The organism is Blautia sp. MSK.18.38 (assembly GCF_024460535.1).
GTDB classification, from domain to species: Bacteria; Bacillota; Clostridia; order Lachnospirales; family Lachnospiraceae; genus Blautia_A; species Blautia_A fusiformis.
Window position 1 is genome coordinate 45,325 of record NZ_JANFYP010000019.1, and the last position, 17,547, is coordinate 62,871.

Annotated in this window: 19 protein-coding genes, 1 tRNA gene and 1 pseudogene; all 21 read left to right on the plus strand. The window is 37.8% G+C overall.

All coding sequences use genetic code 11. The features are described 5' to 3' along the window. Positions 1-28: 28 nt before the first annotated feature. The 21 genes and pseudogenes from NE638_RS12305 (at position 29) to NE638_RS12405 (ending at position 17,514) form a co-directional block, all read left to right on the plus strand. Positions 29-904, plus strand: coding sequence for a DUF3881 family protein (locus NE638_RS12305; protein ID WP_059086529.1), 876 nt, complete (start codon positions 29-31; stop codon positions 902-904). A gap of 102 nt (positions 905-1,006) precedes the next feature. After that, a tRNA-Arg gene (locus NE638_RS12310) sits at positions 1,007-1,080 on the plus strand. Between the two features lie 285 nt (positions 1,081-1,365). Beyond that, positions 1,366-1,791 carry a GNAT family N-acetyltransferase gene (locus tag NE638_RS12315; protein WP_055221202.1) on the plus strand — a complete coding sequence of 142 codons (426 nt, stop codon included), beginning with the start codon at positions 1,366-1,368 and terminating at the stop codon, positions 1,789-1,791. A gap of 28 nt (positions 1,792-1,819) precedes the next feature. Next, entirely contained in the window at positions 1,820-2,698 is an 879-nt protein-coding gene (locus NE638_RS12320) for a LysR family transcriptional regulator (RefSeq protein ID WP_021650153.1), read from the plus strand. A gap of 126 nt (positions 2,699-2,824) precedes the next feature. Beyond that, positions 2,825-3,295 carry a flavodoxin gene (locus NE638_RS12325; protein ID WP_118368770.1) on the plus strand — a complete coding sequence of 157 codons (471 nt, stop codon included), beginning with the start codon at positions 2,825-2,827 and terminating at the stop codon, positions 3,293-3,295. Positions 3,296-3,323: 28 nt separating this feature from the next. After that, positions 3,324-4,091: a carboxymuconolactone decarboxylase family protein gene (locus NE638_RS12330; protein WP_015526521.1), complete on the plus strand. Its 768-nt coding sequence runs from the start codon at positions 3,324-3,326 to the stop codon at positions 4,089-4,091. Positions 4,092-4,101: 10 nt separating this feature from the next. Further along, positions 4,102-5,106, plus strand: coding sequence for an aldo/keto reductase (locus NE638_RS12335; RefSeq protein WP_021650152.1), 1,005 nt, complete (start codon positions 4,102-4,104; stop codon positions 5,104-5,106). A 21-nt stretch (positions 5,107-5,127) separates the two neighbouring features. Then, positions 5,128-5,319, plus strand: coding sequence for a hypothetical protein (locus NE638_RS12340; RefSeq protein ID WP_015526519.1), 192 nt, complete (start codon positions 5,128-5,130; stop codon positions 5,317-5,319). A 388-nt stretch (positions 5,320-5,707) separates the two neighbouring features. Continuing rightward, positions 5,708-6,439: pseudogene (locus tag NE638_RS18270) on the plus strand (DUF6017 domain-containing protein); the annotation flags it as partial. A 9-nt stretch (positions 6,440-6,448) separates the two neighbouring features. Next, the gene (locus NE638_RS12350; protein WP_118368769.1) at positions 6,449-6,745 is read left to right on the plus strand and encodes a hypothetical protein; all 297 of its coding nucleotides are present in this window, start codon (positions 6,449-6,451) and stop codon (positions 6,743-6,745) included. 7 nt (positions 6,746-6,752) lie between these two features. Further along, entirely contained in the window at positions 6,753-7,157 is a 405-nt protein-coding gene (locus NE638_RS12355; protein WP_021650147.1) for a hypothetical protein, read from the plus strand. 135 nt (positions 7,158-7,292) lie between these two features. After that, positions 7,293-8,270 (plus strand): choloylglycine hydrolase, encoded by a 978-nt coding sequence (bsh, locus tag NE638_RS12360; RefSeq protein ID WP_118368768.1) that lies wholly within the window; start codon positions 7,293-7,295, stop codon positions 8,268-8,270. A gap of 38 nt (positions 8,271-8,308) precedes the next feature. Next, positions 8,309-8,989, plus strand: a complete 681-nt coding sequence (locus tag NE638_RS12365) for a GTP pyrophosphokinase (protein ID WP_005347231.1) — start codon at positions 8,309-8,311, stop codon at positions 8,987-8,989. 35 nt (positions 8,990-9,024) lie between these two features. Next, a complete protein-coding gene (gene cls / locus NE638_RS12370) occupies positions 9,025-10,584 on the plus strand; it encodes a cardiolipin synthase (RefSeq protein WP_021650145.1) in 1,560 nt (519 codons plus the stop codon). A gap of 198 nt (positions 10,585-10,782) precedes the next feature. Then, a complete protein-coding gene (locus NE638_RS12375) occupies positions 10,783-12,216 on the plus strand; it encodes a phospholipase D family protein (RefSeq protein WP_118368767.1) in 1,434 nt (477 codons plus the stop codon). Next, the gene (locus tag NE638_RS12380; protein ID WP_059086533.1) at positions 12,195-12,905 is read left to right on the plus strand and encodes a response regulator transcription factor; all 711 of its coding nucleotides are present in this window, start codon (positions 12,195-12,197) and stop codon (positions 12,903-12,905) included. Before NE638_RS12375 ends, NE638_RS12380 begins: the two co-directional genes overlap by 22 nt. Next, positions 12,905-13,948: a HAMP domain-containing sensor histidine kinase gene (locus NE638_RS12385; protein WP_005347239.1), complete on the plus strand. Its 1,044-nt coding sequence runs from the start codon at positions 12,905-12,907 to the stop codon at positions 13,946-13,948. The genes NE638_RS12380 and NE638_RS12385 overlap by 1 nt, the downstream gene beginning before the upstream one ends. 33 nt (positions 13,949-13,981) lie before the next feature. Continuing rightward, positions 13,982-15,046: an FUSC family protein gene (locus tag NE638_RS12390; RefSeq protein WP_118368766.1), complete on the plus strand. Its 1,065-nt coding sequence runs from the start codon at positions 13,982-13,984 to the stop codon at positions 15,044-15,046. Beyond that, positions 15,036-15,608, plus strand: coding sequence for a CDP-alcohol phosphatidyltransferase family protein (locus NE638_RS12395; RefSeq protein ID WP_055057096.1), 573 nt, complete (start codon positions 15,036-15,038; stop codon positions 15,606-15,608). Before NE638_RS12390 ends, NE638_RS12395 begins: the two co-directional genes overlap by 11 nt. Before the next feature lie 221 nt (positions 15,609-15,829). Next, positions 15,830-16,240 carry an IS200/IS605 family transposase gene (gene tnpA, locus NE638_RS12400; protein ID WP_180211310.1) on the plus strand — a complete coding sequence of 137 codons (411 nt, stop codon included), beginning with the start codon at positions 15,830-15,832 and terminating at the stop codon, positions 16,238-16,240. A 17-nt stretch (positions 16,241-16,257) separates the two neighbouring features. Beyond that, on the plus strand, positions 16,258-17,514 hold the full coding sequence (locus NE638_RS12405) for an RNA-guided endonuclease InsQ/TnpB family protein (RefSeq protein WP_015526510.1): 1,257 nt from the start codon (positions 16,258-16,260) through the stop codon (positions 17,512-17,514). The last annotated feature ends 33 nt before the right edge of the window (positions 17,515-17,547 follow it).

A 17,547-nucleotide genomic window follows, 5' to 3' on the forward strand; every position in this document is an offset into this window, starting at 1 on the left:
ACGCAGGCTTTTTCAGGGAGGTGTTCTTGTGCACAGTTATTTAAAGACCGTTGGTTTTTCACAGATTACCAGAAGAAGTGAAATAAAAGAGATCATCCGTGATGTGATCGCAAGCTACGATGAAAAGGTTTGCGTGGAAAATCATCCGGAAGGCGTATTTGTACAGTTTTCCAAGAATTATGGCTGTGACTGTGGAATCAGCGTTTGTGGTCAGTACGATGAGAACGGTGAGTTTCACGTGGAATATTATTTCCCATTTTTCAGGGGAACAGGAATCACATCCAGGGAAAAAGTGACTGTTGAACGTCATACAGATAAGGAATCTTATGCAGGAGCATGTGATGATTTACGTATTGGCGTGACTATGATCTTTTATCTGCAGAATCTGGCAGAATATATGCAGGAGAAATACAAAGGCCTGAAAGACCCGGGGGACCGTCCGGTGACGGTTTCCGGTCTGGCTTCTGAGGGAAAGATCCTGTTTCCGCTGCAGAAGGATAAGGAAGCGGTAAAGGTGGAGAGAGAGCTTTCCAAAAACAGGACTAATCTGATTGCAGCAGCGCGTAATGGTGATGAGGAAGCTATGGAGAGTCTTACAATGGAGGATATGGATACTTACTCCATGATTTCCCAGAGAATTGTTACAGATGATGTTCTCACGATCGTGGACTCTTATTTCATGCCTTATGGAATCGAATGTGATCAGTATAATGTTCTTGGTGAGATTCTGGATATCATGAAATTTAAGAATATCCTGACAGGTGAAGAAATCTGCCAGATGACTATAGAGAGCAATGATATACAGTTTGATATCTGCATCAACAGCAAAGATCTTCTCGGTGAACCGGCAGTTGGACGCCGCTTCAAAGGAACAATCTGGCTGCAGGGTCAGCTGCACTATTAAGTTTTCAAATTTAGAATTAATTCTTGTAATTTCAAAATAAATATAGTAAAATAATGGTTGTGAAACTTTTGGAAGTGTTCGAAATGTTTCACAACTATATATGTCCATATAGCTCAGCTGGATAGAGCACTCGCCTCCTAAGCGAGGGGTCGGAGGTTCAAATCCTCTTATGGACGTGCTTCAAAGCGTTCGAAAATGTTAGCTGGATTAGCCGACAACGAACGCTTTTGTTTTTTTCTAATCACGTTCGTGACACAAAATTCCATTCAAAATGATCAATTTCCGGCTAACATTTTAGTTTTGCTCTGTATTTGTACCACTCTATATAACGAAACGCTCAGATGCTGTTTTGCAGTAGGGGAAAAGAAAAAATATCCAAAAATTGATGATTAATGGTGAGCTTGTGATAGAATGGATAAAAGAGAAAAGCATAAAGGATGTAGTTGTGGAGAATATTTGTTATGATTAGAAAGTTGCTGAACGGAGATATCGATAGAGTTGCTGACATATGGTTAAAGACAAATCTGAAAGCACATTATTTTATTTCCAATCAATACTGGAAAAGTAATTATGAATTAGTGAAAGAAATGCTGTCACAATCCGAAGTTTATGTGTTTGAAGCAGATAAAATGATACAAGGATTTGTAGGACTAAATGATGAATATATCGAAGGTATTTTTGTCTCTGATGAAATGCAGTCATGTGGCATAGGTAAGCTTTTATTGGATTATATTAAGGATAAAAAAGTCAGCTTACGATTAAATGTATATCAGAAGAATGCCAGAGCAATTTCTTTTTACCAAAGAGAAGGGTTTATTATTCAATGTGAAGGTTTGGATGAAGATACTGGTGAAAAAGAGTACACTATGCTATGGAAACAAAAATAGAAATCGGAAGTTGTGGGAATAAAAAAATATGGAATTAAGACTATTGCGCTATTTTCTGACGGTGGCAAAAGAACAGAGCTTTACAAAAGCAGCAGAACAATTGCATATTACCCAGCCAACGCTATCCAGACAAATGGCGGCATTTGAAGAGGAGCTTGGAGTAACATTATTTATTCGAAGCGGGAAGAAAATTTCGCTTACTGAAGAGGGGATTTTATTAAAAAGGCGTGCCCTGGAGATCCTTAATCTTGAGGAAAAAACACTTGAGGAACTGAAAGGAAAAGAAGATGTTGTAGAGGGAAATATAACCATTGGATGCGGTGAATTTGCAGCGGTGGAGACATTGGCGGAGATATGTAAAACATATAAAGAAAAATACCCGCTGGTTCAGATTGTATTGCATACTGCAACAGCAGATGCAGTGTATGAGATGATGAACAAAGGACTTGTAGATATTGCATTATTCATGGAGCCGGTGGACACCGAAGGGCTGGATTATATCCGGATCACAGATTGCGATCACTGGTGTGTTGGAATGCGGCCGGATGATCCGCTGGCAGAAAAAGAGTTTATAAGAAAAGAAGATCTTATTGGAAAACCATTGATCCTGCCGGAAAGAGTAAATGTTCAAAGTGAACTTGCCAATTGGTTTGGAAAAGACTTTTCGAAACTGCAGATTGCTTTTACAAGTAATCTTGGAACGAATGCCGGAGTTATGGCAGCAAATGGACTGGGCTATCCGGTATCCATCGAAGGTGCTGCAAAGTATTGGCGGGAGGATATTCTTGTACAGCGAAGAATTTCTCCTGAAATCACAACAAGTACTGTGATTGCCTGGAGACGAAACATTCCATATTCTCTGGCGGTCAGTAAAATGATAGAAGAAATAAATGCTTTTCAGGCATAGAATGGAATTCAATATAAGCATTAGACATAATAAAAATATCAGGTATAAAATAGATGTATAAGAGAAATTCAAATCTTATACATCTATTTTTATACGAAAAATTCGCAAAGAAAGGGGATTTTTATTATGAGTAAAAATTTAGTCGCATTTTTCAGTGCAAGCGGGACAACAAAAAAAGTAGCAGAAATGATTGCAGAGGAAGCAAAAGCGGATTTATTTGAGATTGAGCCAAAAGTTCCATATACAAAGGCTGATCTTGACTGGATGAATAAAAAATCCCGCAGCAGTGTGGAAATGAGTGATAAGAAATACAGGCCGGAGATTATGAAGAAAAAGATGGATATGAGTTCTTATGATGAGATCCTTCTGGGATTCCCAATCTGGTGGTATGTAGCTCCGACAATTGTCAATACATTTTTGGAAGCCTATGATTTCAGTGGCAAAAAGATTGTGCTCTTTGCAACATCCGGTGGAAGTGGATTCGGTAATACTGTAAAGGAATTACAGCCATCTGCACCGGATGCGGTTATCACAGAAGGCAACCTGTTAAACCGTGGAACAAAACAGGAAATCAGTGAGTGGGTAAAATCTTTATAAATAACAGTGCTATGGAGGTATACAGAAAATGGGAAAAATAGTACAGACAGCAGGAAGAAATACACTTGGTGAATTCGCACCGGAATTTGCACATTTTAACGATGATGTACTTTTCGGCGAAAACTGGAATAACCAGGACATCGACGTAAAAACAAGAAGTATCATCACAGTGGTTGCTCTGATGGCTTCCGGAATTACAGATTCTTCTTTAAAATATCATCTTCAAAATGCAAAAAATCATGGTGTAACACAAAAAGAGATTGCCGCAGTAATCACACATGTCGCATTTTATGCAGGATGGCCAAAAGCATGGGCTGTTTTCAATCTTGCAAAGGAAGTGTGGGAGGCAGGTGAAGGAGATTTACCATACGAAGAGGAAGCAATGCGGGCGCATGCAAAAGAGATGGTATTTCCAATTGGTGCACCAAATGATGGCTTTGCACAGTATTTTTCTGGCAGAAGTTTTCTTGCACCGATTTCCACTTCTCAGGTTGGCATTTTCAACGTGACATTTGAACCCGGATGCAGGAATAATTGGCATATTCATCATGCAAAAAGCGGTGGCGGGCAGATCTTAGTATGTGTAGCCGGCCGAGGGTTTTATCAGGAAGAAGGCAGGGATGCGGTAGAAATGAAACCGGGTGACTGTATTAACATTCCGGTAGATGTAAAGCACTGGCATGGGGCCGCTCCGGATGAATGGTTTTCCCATCTGGCAATTGAGGTGCCGGGAGTGGATTGTTCCAATGAGTGGTGTGAGGCGGTATCGGAGAAAGAGTACGCTGGATTAAGATAAGGAGAGCACTATGGAATACGGTAAACTCGGAAATACAGATATAGAAGTGTCAAAATTATGTGTGGGCTGCATGAGTTTTGGGAAAGCTGGAACCATGCATGACTGGACGTTGGATGAAGCTGAAAGTGAGAATGTTATCAAGCATGCACTTGATTTGGGATATAATTTTTTTGATACAGCAAATGGATATTCAGCAGGAACAAGTGAGGAATATTTAGGTAAAGCATTGAAGAAAAATGTAGCGAGAAATCAGGTTGTGATTGCATCCAAGGTATATTTTAATGAAGGTCGTTTATCAAGACAGGCAATCATGAGGGAAATAGATGGAACTCTGTCACGTCTTGGAACCGACTATCTTGATTTATATATCATCCATAGATTTGACTATGATACACCAATTGAAGAAACTATGGAGGCACTGCACGATCTGGTAAAAGCAGGAAAGGTCAGGGCACTTGGTGCATCTGCCATGTATGGATATCAGTTTTATAATATGCAGTTAGCCGCAAGAGACAATGGATGGACACCATTTTCTGCGATGGAGAATCATTATAATTTGCTTTACAGAGAGGATGAGAGAGAATTGCTACCAATTTGTAAGCAAATGAAAGTTTCGTTAATGCCGTATAGCCCTCTTGCAGCCGGACATCTGGCAAGACCACAGTGGAAATCAGAGTCTCTTCGTGGAACCACGGATAGGGTTGCCATGGGAAAATATGATAAGACTGAAGCGGAAGACATGCAGATAGTTAAACGTGTAGCGGAGCTTGCCGAAAAGTATAACTGCAAAATGTCCCAGATAGCCATTGCATGGCAGTGGGCAAAGGGAATTCTATCGCCTATTATTGGGGCAACCAAAACGCAGTATCTGGATGATTCAGCCGGAGCATTTGACATTAAATTAACTGCCGAAGACCTTGCATATCTTGAAGAGCCATATGTTCCACATGAGATAGTTGGTGCAATTGATAAAAATCCGGCACAAGGTGTTATTTTGCTTGATGAAAAGAAATAATAAAGAACTAGGTGTAGCCATATGAAGAAATATTTATCAGTTATTCTGGAAATTATCCTCACAGCCTGTCTGGTTGCATGTGGTAGTTCTAACAAGGATTCCGTGAACGATGATAAACAAGAGGTAAGACTGGGAAAAATGAATATGCCAGAGCGTGAGGTTGTAGAATTGCTGAGTAACGGAGACGTAGAATTAAAAATTTCGAAAGAATGAAATTACTGTTTTTCTATACGAAGAGCTCGACAGATTTTAGATAATTGCGATCTGTGAAGGATTTGCAATTTTAGGAATGATATTTTTGATTATCAGTTGATAGTCAACTTCCAGTTTGTTGAATTAAAAATGAAATAAAGTTTCAGTAATCATAGAGTGTATGGATTCAATTCCATATGCTCTTTTTCTTTTACTTAATTTCAAGAAAATGCAGAAATCTAATGTTACGAGTTTCTTACGAGTGGCATTTAAAAAAACTCGCAAGAAAACTCGTAAGAAAAAAAGTAAAAAAATTTGCTTTTGACCACTGTAAAACAGGCTCTGAGCGTTTCGTTATATGAAGGGATAATTTTTCTTTCATAATTCAAAGAAAAGAGGACAAAGAAATGTCAGAGAACTGGATGACGAAACAGGAATTGGTCTGATTGAGAAACGCAGACAGGGATTTGGAAAGGTGAACGTTATCTACGTGAAAACCTTTATGCCTGAGAAAACAGATAAGAAAAAATTTGAAGAGGAATTAAAGAAGTTTAGAAAACAAACTTCTGTGGAAAATGAGGAATCTACAGAAGTTTACATTTCAAACTTCATGAAGTCCTAAAATCAAACTTCTAGAAGTCCCGAAAACAAACTTCAAGAAGTTTACATTTCAAACCCTAATAATACTAATCTTAGTGATACTGAAATGAATGATAATAAATCTAATCAAATCGTATCTGCAGATGAGAATCGATCCGATGGCGATAATTCCACTGAGGAATATCAGGCTTATGAAAAACTGGTCAAAGAGACTGTTGATTATGAATCACTGGAGGTAACCCATCATGACGATATGCGACAGGTAGATGAAATCGTGAACCTGATCGTAGAGACTGTGATGTGTAAAAATGACAAGATCTTGATTGCCAGCAACTGGTATCCGGCATCACTGGTGAAGAAAAAATTTCTGATGCTGACCTATTCACATATCGAGTATGTCTTACACTGTATGAGTGGTAACACCACAAAGGTGAAGAACATCAAGAAATATTTATTAGCAGCCCTGTTTAATGCACCGTCAACGATGAACGGGTATTATCAGACAGAGGTGAACCATGATATGCCAGGACTGGTAAGATAGGAGGTGCACATGTTTATTTTAAAACTTGCTGGAAAGATATTATTACTGCCGGTATGGCTGATCCTTTTTGTGATCGGCCTGGTAGTGAAGATGACAGTACAGACTTATGCGGTTGTAAGGGGAATCCTTGGTTTTATATTCACTTTGTTGATTATAGCAACTGCATACTGTTACCATGACTGGGTACAGGTTGTATTCCTGTTTGCGCTGAGTGTTATTCTGTATCTGATCCTGTTTGCAGGAGTGTTCGTAGATACTGTACTGGACATGACAAGAGAACGTATTATTGATTTTATTATATCGTGAGGAGGATATGAAAATGAGCGAAAACAATGATTATATTCAGTTACCACCACTTAAAAAAGACACACCGTCCGATGTGGTAGCATTTATGTGGGAGTACATGAAAGTACCGGAGAATTCAAGAGAAAAAGTTAAGAATCTGCTTAAAGATGCAAATGAAAATGGCGTAAAATTAAGTCATCAGGCACCAACACTGTATGATGTTGTCCCAAAAGAAGAAATTGCTGAATTTGAAGAGCTTATGCGCAAAACCATAGCTGACATTGTATCAGAAGCCAGTAGCGTTGCCTGTTGGGTGTATGTGCAGAAATATGTGAAGCACAAAACCCTAAACGAAATGCTGCAAGAATTGCCAGACGTAGGTCAATTCATCCTAGCTATGGATACCTGGTTTGAAAAACTGATGGAGAAATAATCTAGGAAAATAGTTTAAAGTCTACATGTTATGATCATGTATGAAGTTGGAACAAAATAAAAGAATTGTGCTATACTATTGTTCAAGAAAAAAACTCATTGACATATTTCAATCTATTTAGGAGGATAAACGATCATGTGTACAGCAGCAACTTATAAAACAAAAGATTTTTACTTTGGACGAACCCTCGATTATGAATTCTCTTATGGTGATCAGATAGTAATTACACCACGTAATTATGCGTTTAATTTTCGCCATGTTGACGATATGAAAAATCATTATGCAATTATTGGAATGGCTCATGTTGCAGAGGATTATCCTTTGTATTATGATGCTATGAATGAAAAAGGAGTGGCAATGGCAGGACTGAATTTTGTCGGAAATGCTGTTTATTCCGCGATTAAGCCAGATGTGGAAAATATTGCACAGTTTGAATTTATTCCGTGGATTTTAAGTCAGTGTTCTTCTTTAGTTGAAGTTCGCGAGCTTCTTGAACGAATTAATATTGTTAATACTCCTTTCAGCGAGCAATTGCCATTAGCACAATTACACTGGATCATTTCTGATGAGAATGAGTCAATTACGGTAGAATCTATGTCAGATGGTTTGCATATTTATGATAATCCAGTAGGAGTGCTTACGAATAATCCGCCATTTCCACAGCAGATGTTTCAACTAAATAATTATATGCATTTATCTCCTAAACAGCCCAGAAATACTTTCTGCGAAAATTTGGCTCTTGATGCATATAGTAGAGGTATGGGAGGAGTAGGTCTTCCGGGAGATCTCTCATCTGCCTCACGCTTTGTACGTGTAGCTTTTACAAAGGTAAATGCAATTTCAGGTGAATCAGAGGAAGAAAGCGTTAGCCAATTCTTCCACATTCTCGGATCTGTGGATCAGCAACGAGGATGTTGCGAAGTAGCGGATGGAAAATATGAAATCACATTGTATACGTCGTGTTGTAATGTTACAAAAGGTATTTATTATTACAATACTTATGAAAACCATCAGATCAGTGCAGTAGATATGCATGTAGAAAATCTGGATAGTGATAAAATGATTTGTTATCCAGTAATTCAAGGAGAACGAATCAACTATCAAAATAAATAATGTTTTGAAATCAGGGATGAGGTAGAAAGGAAAGTTCCATGACAAAAGATGAAGTAAAAAAACTCAGGATGAACAGTCCGGAATCACTACAGTTTTTAAATAATGCTACAAAATTTTATAATTTAATGATGATGTATCGTTGTGCTATTCGGGAGATACAAACTAAACTTGAGGTTTTGGATGATGAATTTTCAGTTGAGAACAATCGAAATCCTATTTCTTTTATAAAAACAAGAATTAAGAAGCCCAATAGTATTTACGATAAACTGCAGAAGATGGGATATGAATTTACAACAGAAAATATACAGACATATCTCAATGATGTAGCAGGCGTTCGAATAGTTTGTGCGTTTATTGACGATATTTATATGATATCAGATTTGATTACCCAACAGGATGATATTAAAGTTATTGAAATAAAAGATTATATAAAAAATCCAAAATCGAATGGTTATCGAAGCTATCATATGATTGTCGAAATACCAGTATTTTTTGCTAAGGGTAAAACACCTATGCGTGTAGAATTACAGATTCGAACCAATGGTATGGATTTCTGGGCAACATTGGAACATCAACTTCGCTATAAAAAAGGAATTGAAGAAATGCCTGGCTATGATGAGATAAGTGAAGAATTACTTCATTCTGCAAGAGCTATCATTGAAGCAGATAATGAAATGCAGAGAATAAAAGACAAAATTGGTATGTTCCACGAAATTTAGGGAGAAAACTGAGCAAGTAGGAAGGTGGAATATATATGAAACAAGATACTTTAGAGGGCAAAGCAAAAACAAAAAATGGGGTAAAACGACTGTGTTTTTCTATAATCTGCATTCTTCTGGAAGTGATTTTTATTATTACTATCGTAACACGCTTGAATGAATATGCAGAAATCATAAATTTATTTACAAGGATTTTGAGTGGGATCTTGGTTTTGGGATTGTACGCATCAAATAAGACATCCTCTATGAAAATGCCTTGGGTCATCTTAATTCTAATTTTCCCAATTATGGGTGTAGGCCTGTATTTGTTGATTGGTTTGAATGGTGGCACACATAAAATGCGTGAGCGATATGCAGAAATTGATAGCAAATTGTTACCAATGCTTCCGGACGGTCAGGAGTGTTTGAGCAAAATAAAAGAAACAATTCCGAAAGCAGGAAATATAGCAAGTTACATACAAAGAAATTCGCAGTATCCAATCTATCAGAATACGGATATTGTGTATTTTGATGAAGCAGTGAAAGGATTAGAGGCACAGCTTAAGGATTTGGAGAAAGCACAGAAGTTTATCTTTATGGAATATCATGCGATAGAAGACGCTGAAGCATGGCATAAGATTCAAGATGTTCTGGAAGAGCGAGTAAAAGCAGGTGTGGAAGTTAGAGTATTCTACGATGATATGGGTTCTATAGGCTTTATTAACACAGATTTTGTGAAAAAGATGGAGGCAATAGGAATTCATTGCCGTGTATTCAATCCGTTTGTGCCAGGTTTAAATCTGTTTTTGAACAATCGTGATCATAGAAAAATAACAGTTATTGATGGAAAAGTCGGATTTACAGGTGGATATAATCTAGCAAACGAATATTTTAATTACACACACCCGTATGGACAGTGGAAAGATACAGGTATTCGTTTAGAAGGAGATGCTGTTCAGTCGCTTACGGTGACATTTTTGGAAATGTGGAATGCAGTAAGTGATAAGGATGCTAATGATTCTGATTTTAGTAAATACCTTTTCCACTATGATTATGCGGCACAGCAAACTGGGTTTGTTCAACCTTATGCAGACAGCCCTATGGATAATGAGCAAGTAGGAGAAGAAGTTTATATCAGTATGATAAATAAAGCTGAAAAATATTGTTGGTTTATGACTCCATATCTAATCATAACAGATGAAATGACGCATGCGTTATGTCTGGCTGCTAAGCGAGGGGTAGACGTAAGAATTATCACACCTGGTATCCCTGATAAAAAATTCATTTATAATATAACTCGTTCTTTTTATCATGGATTAGTTAAACATGGTGTTCGTGTTTATGAGTGGACTCCTGGTTTCTGTCATGCAAAAATGAGTGTGGCAGATGACTGTATGGCAACTTGTGGAACAATTAATTTGGATTATCGAAGTTTATATCACCATTTTGAAAACGGCTGTTTTATGGCAGATTGTCAGGCAGTTGTGGAAATAAAAAATGATCTGATAAGAACGCTGGGAGAATGTCGTGATGTGACAGACCAATATCAAACCGGACGAAGTGCATATTTGCGACTGGGACAATTATTTATGAGATTATTTGCTGGATTGCTATAAGAATCTGATGAAACGACCTTTCAAAAAACAGTTGATTTAGAAGTTAACTGTTTTTGAAAGGCCGTTTTTGCTATATCTAACAGTCTGTTGTACAAAGAAGATTTTGTATGGATGAAAAAAACAAACCTTGTTGAGGTTAAATTGAGATTGACTTTGTATTGTATAAGTATGAAATAAAAAGGAATCAGGTGATGTACAATGAAAAAGCATAAAATATGTAAAATCCTTCTTGTTATACTGGCAATTTTTTTATGTGTGGCTTTTTATGAATTGCTCGGAATCTGCGTTGCATATAAAAAACAGCCGGAAGTGTCCAATACAACCAAAAAAGAAACAAAAAATGGGTCATGGAACGAATGCAGTGAAAATACAGAACGGGCAGTAATCATAGAAAAGAATCCAGAAGCACTTTTACAAAGAGTGCGTTTGATCAAGAATGCAAAAAAGGAAATTATTCTTTCTACTTTTGCATTTCAATCCGATGAAAGTGGAAAATTGATTTTAGGAGCACTGCATGATGCGGCAGACAGAGGTGTACATATTCGTCTGTTAGTAGATGGAATGGAGAGCTGGATTGATATGGAAGGAAATCCGTATTTCTATGGATTATCTTCCCATGAGAATGTTGAAATTAAACTGTATAATAAGGCCAATCCGTTGAAACCATGGAAGATGATGGGGAGAATGCATGATAAATATTTGATTGCAGATGGTAAGACATATATTCTTGGTGGAAGAAATACATACAATTATTTCCTGGGTGATTTTCTGGGACATAAGAACTATGACAGAGATGTGTTAGTGGTTTGCGATGAACCTGAGAAAGAAAATTCAGTTAACCAGTTGTTAGAGTATTTTGAAACGATATGGGAACAAGAAGACAGTGGTTATTTTCATGACAATAAAAAACTGGCAAATAGAAAATCTGTAAAGAACGCAGTTTTAGAGCTGCAGAACGGCTATCAGAAATATTTTGAAGAGAATAAGGAAAGAATCTGCGATACCGATTACACGGACGAAACTTTTGAGACAGAAAAGATTGCATTAGTGTCAAATCCTATTCACACAGGTTCCAAAGAACCAGTAGTGTGGTATCAGTTGGGAGAATTGATGAAAAATGCAAAAAATCGTGTGAAGATCCACACGCCATATATTATCTGTAATGATATGATGTATAATACATGGGAGGAGATTGCAGAGAACGTTTCAGATTTTTCTATCATGACAAATTCAGTTGCGAATAATGGGAATCCATTTGGGGCTGCCGATTATGCGAAAAACAGAAATAGAATCTTAAGTACAGGAATTAATATCTGGGAATATGAAGGCGGTTATTCATACCACGGAAAAAGTATTCTGATTGACGATGATCTGTCTGTAATCGGTTCCTTTAATATGGACATGAGAAGTGCATATCTGGATACGGAACTGATGCTTGTAATTCGCAGTAAAGATATTAATAAACAGTTGGAAGAGGGCATGATGGAATATGAAAAAGTGTCCCGCCAGATATTAGAAGGCGGAACTTATAATGATCCATATCATGTAGAGCCAATCGAATTAACAAAGAAACGTCAGAGAAAAATATTTTTGGTACAGCATCTGCTTGGATGGGCAAGGTATCTGTTTTAATAAGGAGGAAGGAAAACGTGTTTCAAATATTGATTGTAGAAGATGATAAAGAATTAAGCCAGCTATTCCAAAAAGTGCTTGAGAAGAATGGATATCAAGTCAAAAGTGCATCGGATGGAGCACAGGCATTAGAAGTATTGGATAAGGAATATATTGATCTGATCATTTCTGATATTATGATGCCGGTTATGGATGGCTATGAACTGGTGTCAGAACTTCGTTCAGCAGGATATCAGATACCAGTGCTTATGATCACTGCGAAAGGTTCCTTTGATGATATGCGCCAGGGATTTCTTTCGGGAAGTGACGATTATATGGTAAAACCGGTAAATGTGAATGAAATGGTTTTAAGAGTCGTAGCACTGCTTCGCCGTGCACAGATACTGAATGAACACAAAATTGTGATCGGTTCAACAGAGTTTGATTATGATGCAATGACGGTTACAACTGATAAGGAAAGTTTTGTTTTGCCTAAAAAAGAATTCCTGCTTTTATATAAGCTTGCAGCTTCGCCAGGCAGAACATTTACAAAACAACAGTTGATGGATGAAGTATGGGGATACGAGACGGAGGCAGACCCACATACGATAGAGGTACATATAGGAAGAATCAGAGAGCGTTTTAAAGATAACCCTGATTTTGAAATCGTAACAATGCGTGGAATTGGATACAAGGTGGTGAAAAAATAATGGAACAAAAGAAAGAAAAAGGATTGCGGATCCGATCCTGTCTGACTGGTGCAATCTGGCTGGCACTTGTATTTTCAACAGTCATATCTGCTTTATTATTTGCTTTTTTGAATCATTTTTTTAATCTGCCGGGCAGCATACCTGTGCTTGGCTGGCTTTTGATTTTCAATACATTGATTGCAGGGCTGATCACTTCCTTTATTAATGCAAAGTTACTGGAACCAATTACCAGACTTAGTAAAGCAATGAAGGAAGTTTCTCAGGGAGATTTTGAACAGCATTTGGAAACGAACAGCCGTATAGCAGAAGTTGGAGAATCTTATCAAAGTTTTAACGTTATGACAAAAGAACTTCGTGCAACAGAGGTGCTGCAGATGGATTTTGTATCTAATGTTTCTCATGAGTTTAAGACCCCGATTAATGCCATTGAAGGATATACAATGCTGCTTCAGGGAGAAGAACTATCTCCGGATCAAGAGGAATATGTAGAAAAAATCTTATTTAACACCCAAAGACTTTCCGGATTGGTTGGTAATATTTTGCTGTTATCCAAGTTAGAGAATCAGAATATACCAATGAAAAAAACAGAATATCGTCTGGATGAACAGATTCGCCAGGCATTTCTTTCATTGGAAACAAAATGGACAGAAAAAGAAATTGGTTTTCAGGTAGAATTGGAGGAAGTTAAATATACTGGGAATGAAGGACTTTTTATGCATATCTGGATAAATCTTTTGGATAATGCGATTAAGTTCAGCCCTTCAAAGGGGACAATTACGATGTTTCTGAAACAAGAACAGGATTCTGTTAAGTTCATTCTGGAAGATGAAGGACCAGGAATAGAGGATGATGTAAAATCCAGAATATTTGACAAGTTCTATCAGGTAGATGGATCTCATAAAGCAGAAGGAAATGGCCTAGGTCTTGCACTTGTAAAACGGATTGTAGATAGTGCCGGAGGAACAATCAAAGCAGAAAACCGTGAATATGGTGGATGCAGATTTGTTATAGAGCTGCCAAAGCAGAAAGATGAGATTATATAGTTTTAAGATAAATTAGAAGATGGGAGGATTTATATGACATTTTATCAGGAGTTGCAGTTAAATCAGGCAGGTTCTAAAAACCTGTTGAAAAAGAGTGAAACACTAAAAGAAAAATTATATCATATGTGGGTATATCTGGTGAAGATAGCTGTTACATTGGCATTTTGTTTTTCCTTTGTTAGTATTTTCAGCATCCTATTTGGAAATGAGAACAGCATTGTAGGTGTAGTAGTCTTATTATGTCTCATGGTGTTTAGAAATGCGGATCTGGGGATCCACACCGGACAATCTACGATGCTTTTGGCTTTGTTCTTTGTAATTATGACTGTATGTCCGCATTTAGCAAATCAGTTTTCACCGGTATTGGGAATGCTGTTAAATATTGCGGCACTGGCTGTGTTAATTCTGTTCGGATGCCATAATCCATTCATGTTTAATCAATCTACATTGGTTCTTGGGTATCTGCTGCTATATGGTTATGATGTTACGGGAAAAAGCTATCAGATGCGATTAGTCGGAATGGCTTTAGGTGCAGCACTTACCTGCTTCGTATTTTATCGAAATCATAAAAACAGAACTTATAAAAGAAATCTGAAAGATCTGATACAAGAATTTGATATCACTTCTTCCAGAACAAAATGGCAGATATGTCAGATTTTATGCGTACCGATTGTCCTTTGCATTGCAGAACTTTGTAATATGCCACGTGCAATGTGGGCTGGTATTGCGGCCATGTCCGCGATTTTGCCGTTTATGGAAGATATGCGCTACAGAGTCCGTAAAAGGATTGTCGGAAATATTGCAGGTGTTATATGTTTTACAGTATTATATTTTCTGCTTCCTTCGTCAATCTATGCATATATAGGAATTCTTGGTGGAATCGGTGTAGGATTTTCAGCACAATATGGCTGGCAGGCAGTATTTAACACATTTGGTGCTTTAGCCATTGCTGCAGAGACTTATGGACTACAAGGAGCGGTTAGTCTTAGAGTGATTCAAAATGTTTTTGGTGTTGTGTTTGCTTTAGCATTTTGTGTTATATTTTATTGGTTTATGTCTAAAAAAAAGGAAAGTGAGATGACCGTACATGCAGAGTGAAGTGAATCAGGAAGAAAATTTGAATAGAATTATTACGGTTCCTAATCTTCTTTCTTTTTTTCGGCTTTGTCTGATTCCGGTAATTATATGGAGTTATTGTGTAAAGAAAAATCCTCTGTTAGCTGGTGAAATCTTATTGCTGTCTGGTCTTACGGATCTTGCTGATGGATATATCGCAAGAAGATTCCATAGGATTAGTAATTTAGGAAAAATACTTGATCCGGTGGCTGATAAGCTGACACAGGCAGCGATGTTAATCTGTCTGTTTACTCGTTTTCCGCATGTGCTTCTTTTAATCGTAATAATGGCAGGTAAGGAGCTGTATATGGTAGTCAGTGGATGTCTTGTGATACGAAAGACAGGAAAAGTACATGGTGCAGACTGGCATGGAAAGATAGTAACCTTTTTATTATATGGAACTGCAGCGGTGCATATTATATGGTTCCACATTACACCGATGGTATCAGATCTGTTGATTGGTTTGTGCGCTATAATGATGGTCATATCGGTCGCTCTGTATATTATCCAGAATACCAGGACTCTTAAGGAAGAGACTGTATAAGCAATTTTATATTACAATGACTAGAAAAATATTTAGGAAGATAAGCGGGAATCCTCGGTAATTCAATTGCCGAGATGAAAGCGTAAACTGTGCATATCTGCACATTATAAGTAAAATATATTTATTTTTTTACTAAAAAATGCTGTATCCAGCTTTATTAAAAAAGAAAATATGTTCGGCATTTTATTGTGATATTCTTAATACTATGCTATACTATATGTATGAAGGAGAATCTTATACATTACCGCACTTGTGTGTGCAATATTAATTACCATATGGTATGGTCAGTGAAATACTGGCGGAAGATATTGAATGCGGAGATTGAAGCATATCTTCAGGAGCTGGTGCAGGAGATCGCAGCGGATAAAGGTTTTACCGTCCATTTGTTTGAATGCGGGGAAGGAGACCATGTGCACTGTTTTGTGTCTGCTCCTCCCAAATTATCCATAACTGCGATCGTGAAATATCTGAAAGGGATCACCGGCAGGAAATTATTCGAACGTTTTCCGGAAATAAGAGAACAGCTTTGGAAAGGAGAGCTGTGGAACCATTCCTATTATGTGGAAACGGTCGGGTCTGTGTCGGAAGAAAACATCCGCAGATATATTGAGCATCAGAGTAAAGTTTATTGAGATCATAGAGGTGGGAAATGCTGCTGTCAAAGAAAACATCCATAAAGGTCAGTCAGGAATATGCAAACGTCATCGGACATATGTGTTATGCGGCATCCAAGCTCTGGAATGTCTGTAATTACGAACGTCAGCATTACAAAGAAATGGGAATGGAGAAATACCCGGACTGGTATTATCAGAAAAAATCCCATAGAGAGGATCTGTGGTATAAACAGCTTCCATCTCAGACAGCCCAGGAAGTCTGCAAGCTGCTGGATAAAGCATGGAAATCTTTTTACGCCTTGAAAAGATCCGGAGGGATTGAGAATCCCAGACCACCGCGGTTTAAACAGGAAAGTATCCCCATTACCTATATGCAGATGGGAATTGTACATGAATGGGACACAGAAAAAGTCCGTCTGTCCCTTCCAAAAGCATTAAAAAGATATATGGAAGAAACGTATCAGATCCATGAGAACTTTCTTTATCTTGAAAATAAGATTTTCAGGGGCATGGATCAGATCAAACAGTTGCGGATCTACCCACCGGAAAAAGGTGAATGTAAAGTTATTGTTGTTTATGAGATTTCAGAGAGGGAAGAACTTTCGCAGAATGGACACTATCTGTCAGTTGATCTGGGACTTCATAATCTTATGACATGCTATGATTCCGGGAATGGGAATACATTTATCCTGGGCAGAAGATATCTTGCATTGGAAAGATATTTTCATAAAGAGATTGCAAGGGTGCAGGCACAATGGTATGGACAGCAGTCTGTGAAGGAAATAAAACATCCAGTCACATCAAAACATATTCGCAGATTATATCAGAAAAAGCAGAACTCGGTAACGGATTATCTGCACAAGATCACAAGATACTTTGCAAAATACTGCCGTGAACAGGGAATTACCTGTGTTGTGGCAGGGGATATCCGGAATATCCGGAAAGGAAAAGACCTGGGACACAGAACAAACCAGAAGTTCCACAATCTGCCGTATAACAGGCTCTATAGCATGATGGAATATAAGCTTAAGATGTACGGGATCCGTTTTGTAAGACAGGAAGAAAGCTATACCAGCCAGTGCAGTCCGCTGTCACCAGAGGTGGAAAAAAGATATGCACAGCCATGCAACCGAAAACAAAGGGGACTGTACAGGGACAGAAACCGGAAGTATAACGCAGATGCTGTAGGTGCATATAACATCCTGAGAAAATATCTCTCCGTATCCGGAGAGAAAAAGGAACTGTCCGTAACCGGACTAAAAACGCCAGAAATAATAAAAGTAGCTGTATAGCTCTAAAGAGCAAACAGTAGTGGTGTCATGGAC